Source organism: Enterococcus sp. 4G2_DIV0659 (assembly GCF_002140715.2).
In the GTDB taxonomy this organism is placed as follows: domain Bacteria; phylum Bacillota; class Bacilli; order Lactobacillales; family Enterococcaceae; genus Enterococcus_L; species Enterococcus_L mansonii.
This window is the reverse complement of record NZ_NGLE02000001.1, coordinates 1,651,401-1,664,083: the sequence shown is the minus strand read 5'-3', so window position 1 is coordinate 1,664,083 and position 12,683 is coordinate 1,651,401. Positions and strand designations below refer to the sequence as shown.

At 36.0% G+C, this 12,683-nt stretch carries 10 protein-coding genes; 9 read left to right on the top strand and 1 reads right to left on the bottom strand.

Translation table 11 applies throughout. The features are described 5' to 3' along the window. Nucleotides 1-7 precede the first annotated feature (7 nt). The 8 genes from A5880_RS07665 (at nt 8) to A5880_RS07630 (ending at nt 10,437) form a co-directional block, all read left to right on the top strand. Nucleotides 8-331, top strand: coding sequence for an LPXTG cell wall anchor domain-containing protein (locus A5880_RS07665; protein ID WP_086330395.1), 324 nt, complete (start codon nt 8-10; stop codon nt 329-331). Further along, on the top strand, nt 325-1,035 hold the full coding sequence (locus A5880_RS07660) for a WxL domain-containing protein (protein WP_086330394.1): 711 nt from the start codon (nt 325-327) through the stop codon (nt 1,033-1,035). Before A5880_RS07665 ends, A5880_RS07660 begins: the two co-directional genes overlap by 7 nt. A gap of 15 nt (nt 1,036-1,050) precedes the next feature. Continuing rightward, the gene (locus A5880_RS07655; protein ID WP_086330393.1) at nt 1,051-1,872 is read left to right on the top strand and encodes a WxL domain-containing protein; all 822 of its coding nucleotides are present in this window, start codon (nt 1,051-1,053) and stop codon (nt 1,870-1,872) included. A gap of 38 nt (nt 1,873-1,910) precedes the next feature. Beyond that, the gene (locus tag A5880_RS07650) at nt 1,911-2,732 is read left to right on the top strand and encodes a WxL domain-containing protein (RefSeq protein WP_086330392.1); all 822 of its coding nucleotides are present in this window, start codon (nt 1,911-1,913) and stop codon (nt 2,730-2,732) included. A 24-nt stretch (nt 2,733-2,756) separates the two neighbouring features. Further along, nucleotides 2,757-3,608 (top strand): WxL domain-containing protein, encoded by an 852-nt coding sequence (locus tag A5880_RS07645; protein ID WP_086330391.1) that lies wholly within the window; start codon nt 2,757-2,759, stop codon nt 3,606-3,608. A 110-nt stretch (nt 3,609-3,718) separates the two neighbouring features. After that, nucleotides 3,719-4,909 (top strand): WxLIP family cell surface protein, encoded by a 1,191-nt coding sequence (locus A5880_RS07640; RefSeq protein ID WP_086330390.1) that lies wholly within the window; start codon nt 3,719-3,721, stop codon nt 4,907-4,909. A 2-nt stretch (nt 4,910-4,911) separates the two neighbouring features. Then, on the top strand, nt 4,912-5,538 hold the full coding sequence (locus tag A5880_RS07635; protein ID WP_086330389.1) for a hypothetical protein: 627 nt from the start codon (nt 4,912-4,914) through the stop codon (nt 5,536-5,538). A 270-nt stretch (nt 5,539-5,808) separates the two neighbouring features. Next, the gene (locus A5880_RS07630; protein WP_086330388.1) at nt 5,809-10,437 is read left to right on the top strand and encodes an SdrD B-like domain-containing protein; all 4,629 of its coding nucleotides are present in this window, start codon (nt 5,809-5,811) and stop codon (nt 10,435-10,437) included. A gap of 513 nt (nt 10,438-10,950) precedes the next feature. Here the strand turns inward: A5880_RS07630 and A5880_RS07625 are convergent. After that, the gene (locus A5880_RS07625) at nt 10,951-11,217 is read right to left on the bottom strand and encodes a hypothetical protein (protein WP_086330387.1); all 267 of its coding nucleotides are present in this window, start codon (nt 11,215-11,217) and stop codon (nt 10,951-10,953) included. A 266-nt stretch (nt 11,218-11,483) separates the two neighbouring features. Here A5880_RS07625 and A5880_RS07620 point away from each other — a divergent pair, with 266 nt between their 5' ends. Beyond that, entirely contained in the window at nt 11,484-12,536 is a 1,053-nt protein-coding gene (locus A5880_RS07620; RefSeq protein WP_086330386.1) for a bifunctional transcriptional activator/DNA repair enzyme AdaA, read from the top strand. Nucleotides 12,537-12,683 lie beyond the last annotated feature (147 nt).

Below are 12,683 nucleotides of genomic sequence, written 5' to 3'. Positions count from 1 at the left end.
AGTAGAAATGAAACAAAAACTATCTATCTTTCTGTTTTTACTGTTGTTGGTAGGGCTATTATTTAACAAGTCGATGATTAGCTATGGGGCTGAAATGGCGTCCAATGTTGGTTTGACCTTTACGGATGACGTTTCTATAAAAGAGGATACCAAGTTTACTGGAAATGGTGATGTTTCGATAAAAAAACAAACGAGTAAGAGTGCAAATAGGAAATTACCTGCAACAGGAGAAACAATTGTTTTCTTTTTTCTATGTTTAGGGCTTCTTGTTCTTTTGATTTGGGCAACGATCATTAGCAAGAAATATAAAGGGGCGAAGCATAAATGGTAAGGGGTAGCCGCATTGTTATAACGTTGTTGCTGTTACTGTTGTTGTTCTTTGGTATTGAAACAAAGGTGTTTGCTCGTGAGACGGTCACAAACGGGACGATTAACTTTTATCCTGATGAATCCAAAGTAGATCCCATTGATCCAACAGATACAAAAAATGACATTTACCCTAATCAATTGCCGATAGCTTCGGCGTTGAGCTTAAGTTATGTTAGTGATCTTTCATTTGGGACGCATGCAACGGCGAATCATTCTCAAGAGTTCTTTGCCACACCAGATAAAATTACCGATAAAAACACAAATCACACGAAGCAAGTGCCTAATTTTGTACAGTTAACAGACAAAACAGGGAAAAATTTAGGGTGGGAATTAACTGTGGCACAAAGTAAACCATTAACAAATGAGCGAGGCTTTGCTTTAGAAAATACACGATTTATTTTTAGAAATATAGTCCTTAAAGGTTTATTACCTGAAGCGAACTCACCTATTATACCGGAGCAAGAAATCACGTTAACTAAAGTAAATCAGCCTGTATTGATTGCTCGGGCAGCAAAAGAAACCGGTCAAGGAACATGGTTTGTGCAATTTGGAAAGGAGGGGAATGAAGCAGCTAAAAGTATCTCACTATATATTCCTGGGAAAGTCAAAAAAGAGCCTGGGTCGTATAACACAACATTGACTTGGACATTAACAAATAGTTTATAAAGAAGGAGAGAGTTCATGAAAAAAAGGATAGTAACAGTTTTTGCACTAGGTATCGCACTATTAGTGATTATTCCAAAAGCAAATGTAGCCGAGGCAGCAACAACTAAAGGGGATATCCATTTCTTAGAAGGAGATGGTTTTGATGCATCAGAGATAGAAGTTAATGATCCAGGAAAAGGGGGACAGCATGAAGGGGATGGCAGCATCATTATTCCACCTGCTGGAGGAAGCTTTACTACTGGAGCTTTACGTTTTAACTATATTCCTTCAATTAGATTTGGTCAAAATCGCTTATCCACTAAGACACAAGAGTTTTTTGCCTTATTTGATGAGATTGAAAGAGATGGTAAAAAAGAAGAACGTCCCACTTTTTATGAAATTGTTGACTTAAGAGGGGGGACTAAGGGATGGACAGTGAATTTGAAAAATGACCGTATTTTCCGTTCAGCCGATGGTAAGCAATTTAAGGCAACCCTAGCATTTAAAGACATGACGATTCAAAGTAATAGCTCAATTAGTAACAAACAACAATATCCAATAGTTCCAAAAAGTACAGAAGAAACAGCAATTGGAACAGATGCAGGAAGCTCAGTAAAAATTACCGAAGCTAAAAATACAGAAAGTCAAGGGTATGGTAGTTGGTCTGTTCGTGTAGGGGATGTTACTAAGAAAATGACGAACCAAGGCAAATCAGGTTTTCAAAAAACGACGGAAGTTGATGAGACAAAAGAAGCTAGAAATACGTCAATAAAGCTGATTATTCCAGGTGGACAAATTATTGATACCTCTAAAGATTACAGCACAGATTTAGTGTGGGAATTGGTTTCAGCACCGTAATTCCAAGGAAGCAAAATAAAGAATATAAGGAGAATAAAATGACAGTTCGTGTATGTTTATTTAGTGCGGCAACAATGTTTATGATTGGAGGAATTCACCAGTCATTTGTTCCTGCAGCAGCAGAAACATCAACAGAAACCACTTTAGAATTTATACCAAACGATGCAAATGGAGGAAATCCTGTTATTCCAGGGAAAGGACCAGATGAAAAAGCGCGAATCTATCCAGAAACAACAGATGGAAGCTATACGAATGGCGCATTACGTATTGAACACATTCCTTCTATCCGTTTTGGACAACAGAAAATTAGTTCGAAAATAGAATATTATCAAGCATTATGGACAATGGGAACTGTAGGCGAAGAGGAAACAAAAGTAAAAATTCCAACGTTTGCACAAGTTACCGATGAACGAGGGATTCAAAGTTCGTGGAAGTTAACAGTCTATCAAGAAAAAGCATTTCAAAATACGAAGAATGAAAAAAATGTATTAGAAAATACACGAATTGAAATTCATGAAGGGCAATTGTTTAATACAGTAGAACCTGATGCTAGTGTTTTAGTTAGCGGTGTTTTAGGTTTAAGTCCAGCAAAACCAGTAGACATTCCAGTAGGAGCCAAAGGAAATGCTCTACAAGTAATGGCAACCAAAGAAGGTAAAGATACCGATGGCTCTAAAACATCCGTTGTTTTTGCTTCACCAACAGATTATGACAACGAAGCTACATTTTACGCAAAAGAAAAACAGGAAACACTGTTAAACGATCACGGGGGATTGAAACTTCGCACACCAGGGAAAGACAAAAAAGAAAAAGCGACTTACTCTGCGAATTTAGTTTGGACATTAACAGATAGTATTTAATAAAAGAGAGATGGGGAAAAAAGAATGAAAAAGAAAAATATATCAAAAATTATTTCAAGTATGATTTTAAGTAGTATAGTACTTCTACCTATAACTAGCTTGGCAGCAACAGAAGAAAAAAATACAGAATCAACAGTGACGTTTAAAGAAAATCCAATTGATCCAGAAAATCCAGCGCCAGAATCATTAGGGTTAGTGAAACCAGGTACGGTAGAAGATAATATTTGGGTAGGAAATGATGGTTCTTTTACTACAGGCAGTTTACGTTTTTCAAATATCCCTCATATTCGATTTGGTGAAGTGAACATCAAAGCACAATCTATGCGTTATGATGCATTAATGACGACTTATCAAGTTGCTCCAAATGGCGAAAAGCCCAAAGAAACCGATCCAAAAATCAATATTCCTCACTTTGCTCAAGTCGTTGACGAACGTGGAACGACAGGACAATTTGAAGTGAAAGTTTCAGCAACAGAATTTGCTCAAGTTAATGATGCAACTAAAAAATTAAAAAATACGCGAATCGAATTGTACAATACAACCCTTAGAAATAACAAAGTAGATAAAGATAATGCATCTAGCCACGATGGAGATGCGTCTACGCTTTTAGATGCTCCAGGGGTTAAAAATGACGAGGCTACAGCTATTCCAATTAGTAAACAAAGTAGTATTTCTTTATTGAAAGTAAAAACTGGAAAAAATGCCAATGCAACAATTTCTTCTGTTGTATTTGATAAAGGCTATACATCTACAACAGATTATAAAGCGATAACGAATAACACTAGCTTGAAGCTGTTTGTCCCTCAAGGAGAACAAGCTGAAAAAGGTAAAAATTACAAAGCAACATTAACATGGGAATTAATTGATTCAATTTAAAATATAAAGGATTGAGAGTGGGACAGAAGCTTATTTTTGAAGGAAAAGCTTCTGCTCCCAACATTTATTCAGTTCAATAACTTAGTAAATAAATAGAGGTGGAGATTATTTTGTACATATTAAAAATGACACATAGCTCAAAGCAGTTGATTTTAAAAATCGCCATTTTAGTGAGTTGTATAATCAGTGCTTTATGCATGTTAGCTACTCAAAGTCAGGCAACAGAAGATGATACTGGTGGTTTTTCCGTGAAGGCAATCTTACCAGAAAATCAATTAAATAAAGATGTTACATATTATGATTTACGTGTGAAACCTAACTTAGAACAAACACTGGATTTAGAATTATATAATTCAACCAAAGAAGTCCAAAATGTTTCGGTTACGATTAATCCAGGGATAACCAATGATAACGGCTTGATTGACTATTCAGAAAGAGAAAAAGAGTATCAATATGACGACTCTTTAACCCTTTCAATTACGGATATAGCATCAACAGATAAAGAAGTCAGCATTCCAGCATTAAGCAAAGTGACAACTAAAATCCATCTAAAAACGCCAAGTCAACCTTTTAAAGGAATGGTTTTGGGTGGAATTTATGTCACATCACTTTCGAAAGATAAAGAGAAGCAAGAGAGTTCAGAAGGCGGGATGCAAATCAAAAATAAAGTTGTGTATTCTGTAGGAATCAAGTTAACCGAAAGTGATGAACCTGTGGAAGGTGATTTGTTATACGAAAAAGGGCAAACAAAAGCTGGACAAGAAGCTGGGCGCAATATTATTAAATCAAAAATTCGAAATCTTGCTCCGATTAATGTAGACGAGTTATCTTATCACGCTAAAATTTATGCTGAAAATGCTCAAGAGATAGTAGCCGAACGTGCTGTATCAGGCTACCGAATGGCACCAAATTCTTATTTTCATTATCAAGTTCCTTGGGGAAGTCAACCCTTTAAAGCGGGAAAATACCGAATGGAATTGTCAGCAGAATCAAAAGTAACTGGACAAAAATGGCAATGGAAAGATAATTTTGAAATTACACAAGAAGAAGCGAAAACATTAAATGAATCAGCAATCGATCTAGAAGAAACCACAAATTGGCTATTGTATGTGGCGTTAGGAATCGGATTAATTCTGTTGATTGGTTTAGTTATTGTGTTTATCTGGTTACACAAGAGGAAAAAAGAAAAACAAAGAAAACTTAAAGCTCAAAGAAATCGAAAAAAACGTAAAAAGAAACAAAATCAACGATCTACTGAAAGAAAACGTGTAGAATCTTCATCTAAGAAAGTTAGGCGCTAAGAATGAATGAAGAAAAAGAAGCTATAGCCACAGAGGAACAAACAAACGCAACAGCTGCTGAGCGAGGTACTGATTATTCTAATTCGAAAAAAGTGTTAGTATTTCAACTATGTTTAGGTGTAATTATTTTATCATTGCTCCTTTCGTTAGCACTTTTAAGCTACCGTTTAGTGCCAAACAATCACAAGCTGTCAGGGGATTGGCAAACCGTGGATCAAGTGTACCAACTAAAAATAACAGGTGATGAGGCAACGTTGCTCGTAGAAGAACTTAATGGAATGACTGGAGTCCAAATGGAGATAAAAACTACGGTTCATCCAACAGATTCAACGTACTATCAAGGTAAAGGGACTTCGGTATCTTTAATGATTACTAAAGACAAGCAAGATCAACAAACATTAGAAGCCATAAAACAACAAAATAACTACTATAAAGTTATTAGTGAAACAGCTAAAAAATTAATCGTAGCATATACACCAGAAGCAACAATTGCAGCGTTTAACGTTGAAAGCCTGGACGCTTCTTTTCGTTTCAATATAAAGAAATGGCAGTATGGTGTAATTCCAAAAGAAATCCATTTTCAAAATGATACATTTGCGGCGAACGGATTACGTTTGATTAAAAAATAGATAGTAGATGAAGGGATAAAAAGTAAAGCTTCTGACTTCCCTGTTTATCGAAGATATAAACGACTGAGAAATGACTTACAAAGTCATCTCTCAGTTTTTTATTAGAATATTTTTAATACATATAAAAAAACATTTGTTTTTATATGTTAAAAATGATAAGTTGAAATATGTAAAAAAAGACAAAAAGATATAAAAAAATATCTTTTTTTAATTTTTAAAACATTGTGATGTTTTGATCAATGAATATTTTTTATAAAAAGGAGAGAAACAATGAAAAAAAAGATCATAGCACTATATATGCTAATGAGTTTGGTCATACCTATTTTTTTAGGTCCAATTAATGCTTACGGAATATCTGCAGATGCAAGGGAAGAAGGCGTTGAGCAGACTTCTGAAATTGAGAGTCAACCTTTATTGAACGATCAAGAACCCTTAGTAAGTACGGACATAATGAATCCTGTTGAAGAAAAGATATCTAATGTTGTCGATCCTGTGAAAGAAAATCATTTAACTCTCTCATGGTTATCGGCAGATGGCACTAAAACCAATCATCTTGATGAAGCAATCACGCAAGAATATTGGAAAGGACAGTTACAAATAACAGGCAACCTCTCATTGAATGAACAATCTGAATTGAACTATATTATTGACATGGGCAATAAGTTCCAAGGAACGTTGTCTAGCCAAAACCCAGATGTTCATATTCGCAATCTAGCGCAAAAAGGTCAATGGGAAGTAAGTGGTTATCCCTCCGTTGATAAACAAGCGGATTATCAAGAAGAGATTGATGTTGTTATTGAAAAACAAGCATTGAAAGAGATGTTGACTCAAAATAATGTGTTTTCACTTGATGCTATCCAGTTAGTGTATGAGAAAAATCAAACAGAAGTACCAACATTAACATTATCACTAACGCTTCCCTTAGATGAGCCAATTGTAGAAGAAACACCAAAAACTGAGCGTCCTCTTCAAGAAAGTCCGCTAACTATAAATGAAGAAGCAGAGAATAAAACAAGTAAACAAATAGTAGCTAATCTTTCTGTATCAGAAGTTTATTCTAATACTTCACCACTTGCAGGAGAATATTTTGATATGACTGTCCGTGTCAATAGTGGGAGTATCGGTGAGTTTGAAGAATCGATCAAGAATACTCAAATCACAGTCACATTTCCTGATAGTATAGATATTATCTCCTTGCCTACCAGCAATAATTACCGAGTAAAAACGGAAAAGGTTGGTTTAGAGACAAAAGTCACCATCGATTATTTAAATGAATTACCCGTAGGAAAAATGCTTGCGCTCCCTTTTGGTTTACGTTTTAAACAAGGAATTAGCCTACCTACAACGACATTGAATGGTTCACTCAAAGTTACCGCAAGCAACGCTAATGGTAAAGACAAGCTATTGAACGGTATTCATCCACGAATCAATGTGCCGACGAATCATTTAGTTGCTGAAAAAGATCCTGATGCAGAGCCAATTGAAGTGCATACATCCAAAATAACGATTATTCCAGAAGCCGAAATTGGTGGAGTAAACATCAAAAATGGCAAGCTGCACATTGAGTTTCCAGCAGATATTGAGCTTTACAGTGTGGTGTATCAAGGGGTAAATTATCCAGTTAGCGGACCGGTGAATGGTGTGTATGCGGTCGATATTTTAGTCGGTGATATTCTGGTGTCCAATACCTCAACAACCGTCGAATTGACATATGAATATCCTTATTCCTCCACAGGTGCATCCAAAACACATGAAATCAAAGCGACTTTAACCGGAGAACGATTGGATGGAACACTTGTAAATGACGATGGGGTATTATCTGAGACGGTTCCAGCACTTGGAAATGTATCTGGTTACCCTGGAATCAAATTTTTTACAAAAACCGCTCCTGAAAAACTTTTGAAAAACAAAGATCAAACATTGGCTTACACATTGACCTTTACACCAAGATTAGATATGCGTGATGTGTACTTAGTGGATGATCCTATTAGACAAACCAATGAACCTGATTTTTTTGAAGGATTCCGTTACCAAAGCTTCTCTTGGTCTGCTCAAAAGAGCAAAAACCCAGCAATTAAAGGTTTGGTTAGTACAGAAATAGTGTACCAAACAAAAAAGAACCGTAATTGGCAGTCAATGGGTGTGACAAGAGTGGCTAACACGATTTCAGTAGCCAGTTTAGGATTAGCAAATGACGATTATATTACGACAGTGAAATATATATTTACGTATCAAGGATCAACAAAATTACCTAAGGATGCGGGAAAAGTATCTATCTCAGCAATCGGAAAAACGGCTGATGGTGTCAAAAATTCTACCCTATCATTAGCAGATGGCTTGACCAATACGCTGCATATTTATGGCGATCGTAAACATGCCAATGCTCCTGACAGTTCTTACGAAGCGTTTGTTGAGGGTGGTTATGAAGCGAATCAGGATGATGCGAATAATACTCAGACCGCTACAACGATTTTTACAGGTGAGGGAGCATATGCTGGGTACTCTAATTGGGAGCAACCTTTTTCACCACGTATCAATGACATTGATTCAACGTTTATCTATCAAATCAACGTAAATAATGTATCAGGTTCTGGTCCTTTGAAAGATGCCATTTTGTATATTACGGTACCAACTAGTATTAATATTGAAAAGGTCGAACTTGTCAATCCACAACATGATCCTAATGCTCAAATCGAAATTAGACGCGTGAATGATAATCTACAATTAGTAGTCATTCGCTACAATAATGATTGGCGTAATAATGAAGGACATAATGACAATCACGCCATAAAAATCACTGCTAATGGTTCTGAAAAAGTCAAAAAAGTAGAAGAGTTTAACAATTATTTGGTATCAGGAGACAAAAAGCAAAATTATGATGGCGGAGCGGCTTGGGTTCCCAATGTTCCTGGCGTTGGCGGGGTCGTAGCAACGATGTCTAAGGAGCGAAAAGTAGAGTTTAATCGTTCTGTAGGACTAGATAGTCAGAAAGAAATCTCTAAAGATGGCGTGAATTTTTCTCGTGTAATCAATCTTTCAAATCAGCAGCAAGGAACAGATGTTACCTACCGCTTAACTGTGCCAAATAATGGCAGTATTAAAATTAATGAACTGCATATTATTGATAGTCTTCCTAGTACCAATGATACAATGACCATCTCAAATAGTGATCGTCATTCTACTATTGGAGGACAATTGAAAGCAATCGCTTTGGCAGATGGGACAGCACTAGGAAGCAACTACGAGCTATACTATTCCATGGATGCATCTGCTGAAAATAATCTAATAGAATTAACAAACCTAACCAATGGCCAATCCACTTGGCACATATGGGATGGGCAAACACCTTTAGATAAAACGACAACAGCCATCAAAATCATAAAAAAAGATGGCTTAGATAAGCAACAAGCTGTTTCTTTCCACCTGTCATACCATATTCCTAAAATTGAGGGTGAATTAGAAACCGTTTGGAATAGCTTTGCAGTAGGAGGTAGTTATATAGATGGGGCAACCAATGCCACTTTAGAAGTGGGTGAGCCTATAAAATCGGGTGCTTATGTAGGACAAGAAGAGCCGACTAAAAAAATAGCAGGCATTATTTGGTCAGATGAAAATGCTAATGGATTGAGAGAGCAATCAGAAGCAAGAATCCCTGATACGGAAGTCAATCTTTATGACTGGAACAATGATTTAGTCAGCACAACCAAAACAGCTGCCGATGGATCATATGCATTCAATCATTTGTACAATAAAAAATACCGTGTAACGATTAAGCGCGTCCGTTCAACATTTAGCTTAACAACGTATCAAACAGGTTCAGATAAAAAAGTAGATAACGACTTTTTAGAATTAGATGAAGATAATCAATACGGGCAAGCAGTTGTTGACTTACAAACGGAAAATGAACCATTAAATATTGATGGAGGCTACACTGAGCCAACAACGATCGATGGCTATATCTGGTATGACAGCGATCGAGACGGGGTACAAACAGCTGGCGAACGTCCTGCAAGTAATATTTCTGTTTCTCTTTATCGTCTGGATAATACTAGACAAGAAACCTTTGTACAAACAGTCCAAACAGGAGCCAACGGGAAATATTATTTTACAGGAGCCCAAATCAAACCTGGAAATTACTTGATCCATGCTAAAATTCCTGAAAATCATGCAGCAACTATCAAGGGAAGCAACACGGAAACACAAAATTCAAAATTCAACAGCAATGGTAAAACAGATGAAATAACAGTAAAAAAAGGGACGAACAGCGATTGGGATTTAGGCTTAGTGATAGATTTACCAACATATACACAAGTTGAAGGAAAGAAGATTTGGAAAGGTGATCAAAATAAAAAGAAACAACGACCAGAGTCAATTCTTGTTCAAGTACTTCAAGACGGAATAGAATATGGTGATCCAATTTTAGTGAAGTCAAACCAAACAGATGAATGGCACTTTTCTTTAGATGGATTACCAGAATATCAGCCGCAAAGTGATCAAAAATACGTTTATACAGTAAAAGAAGTCAATGTGCCGAAAAACTACACTAGTGAAGTGGATAATGCTACATTTACGATTACAAACACATACTTAGATAATGATGTGCCTACAGAGGAGTCTACCTCTAGTGAGCCAGAAGAATCAACAAGTGAGACGCAAGGTAGTACCGCAAGTTCTGATAAAAAAGGACAGAGCAGTAACACAACTGAAAGTTATGCTAGTACTAAAGGCTCTGACACAATTGATCCAAGTAAAAGATCTAACAACAATAACCGTACAAATCAAACAACCCTGCCCAAAACAGGTGAAAAAGTTGAAAGATACATTCTTATGGGGATAATGATGATGACTGGAACAATTGGTTTTTCTCTATTAAAAAGAAATCAATACAGAAAACTTTGAAGAAAAAATGAATTTACGCAGGAAATGGCTAAAAAAGTCTAATTTTAAATAAATGATTGTAAAAAAGAAACCAACCTTTCTGCATAAATAATTCACAATTTCTGGTTATTATATATTCATACCAAACAACAACCCTAACAAAACACTTTTTCATTTTTAACTCCTTTTCCCGCTCTTTCCCCAAAGAGCGGGTCTTTTTTTATTTCTTTTAAAAAGGGTGTTTGAGAAGATAGATAGTCATTTTTGACACTAGAATCTTGTCTTCGGAAATAAGCTTCCATTTTAGCCTTAATTAAGGAAATCTAAATAACCTTCAGAGTTTCGTTAAATAATCGTAAAAAAGAAACCAATCTTTCTGCATAAATAATTCACAATTTCTGGTTATTATATATTCATACCAAACAAACAACCCTAACAAAACACTTTTTCATTTTTAACTCCTTTTCCCGCTCTTTCCCCGAAGAGCGGGTCTCTTTTTGTTTCTAGGAGATAAATAGTCAGACTTTACTTATCTCATTTGATTTTTCGAAGCCCGAAAATCAACGGAGCACTTAAAAGAACCGTAAGTATGACAAAACTTAGAATGAAGGTAATTACCATAGAATAGATAGAACCTTGCATAATTGCGTTATGATTTTCTAAGAAGTTACCAAGCAGTATAATAAAAGAAAAACTAGCGACTGCAAAAAATAGATATCGTTTTTTACCCTTTTCTTTTACCCGTTTTACAAGCGCCATCACTACATACACCATTACCAAAAACAGTATTGTTTCATTCATTTTAAAAACTCCTTTTTTATTTTATTTGATAAAACAACTATATCATCTGGATTCTCAGAAACACACTTACACTTCTCTGTGCAAAATGACAATTATGAAAGATTGAAAAGGATGTGCATGTTTACATAAAAAATTGATGTTCATTTTTCGAATGAATATTCTTCCTATTAGCAGTAAAATATAGAAGTAATCTATTACTAATGAACTCAGGTTGTGAATCAAATTTGACTCTTCAATATAAATTAAATGAGAAAGGAAGGTTTCCGATGATTAGTGAAAAAGACAAACAACACTATTACCAAGCATTACTGGCAAAAGATTCCACCTATGACGGAATTTTCTTTGTGGGCATCAAAACAACTGGTGTTTTTTGCCATGCAACATGTCCAGCAAGAAAACCTAAATATGAAAACTGTACCTTCTACGAAACAGCAGAAGAAGCTCTCTTATCTGGCTACCGTCCTTGTAAACGATGTAAACCCTTGTCTTTCCCAAGAGAAATCCCGCCATTGGTTCAACAAATGGTAGAGTTAGTGGAAGAAAATCCTGAAAAACGTTGGAAAGACCAAGATTTTGCTGAATTAGGGATTCATTCGATGACAGCTAGAAGACAATTTAAAAAAGTGTACGGGATGACATTTGTTCAATACGCCCGTTCAAGAAGGATGGGGATAGCGTTGAAATCAATCAAAAATGGCGAAAAACGTATCGATACACAATTAGATATGGGCTATGATTCGCCCAGCGGCTTTTATGATGCTTTTTCAAAAATCATGGGTAGAAACCCAAAACAATCAAAAGAGATGAAAATCTTATCGGCTGACTGGATTGATACGATTTTAGGACCAATGATGAGTATTGCGGATGATGACTACCTATATTTACTCGAATTTGTTGACCGCCGAGGACTGGAACGAGAAATCGAGCGATTAAGGAATCGTTTGAATGCATCAATTGTTCCAGGAAAAACCAAGATCAATGAACAAATCAAAGAAGAATTAACACTGTATTTTGACAAGAAACTAGAGACCTTTCAAACACCCTACAGTTGTTTAGGTTCCGATTTTCAAAAAAGTGTTTGGCAAGCGTTGACTGAAATTAAGCGAGGGACAACGTCTTCTTATAAAGAGTTAGCCACTGCCATTGGTAATCCAAATGGCATGAGAGCTGTTGGAAACGCCAATGGAGCCAATCAGTTGGCGATCATTATCCCATGTCATCGTGTGATTCAGACAGATGGCAGTTTAGGCGGTTATGGCGGCGGTATCGAACGAAAGAAATGGTTATTAAAACACGAGCGAGAGTATCATCAAAAATAGCAAGAAAAGGTCATTTTCCTGTGAGTTGGGGAAATGGCCTTTTTAAAACGTTTATTATATTAATTTGGCTCAAAAAGGGAATAGGTTTGTACTATTTTGAGCTGAAACATTCGGAAAAAAGGATTAACATAAAGATATATTTAAAAG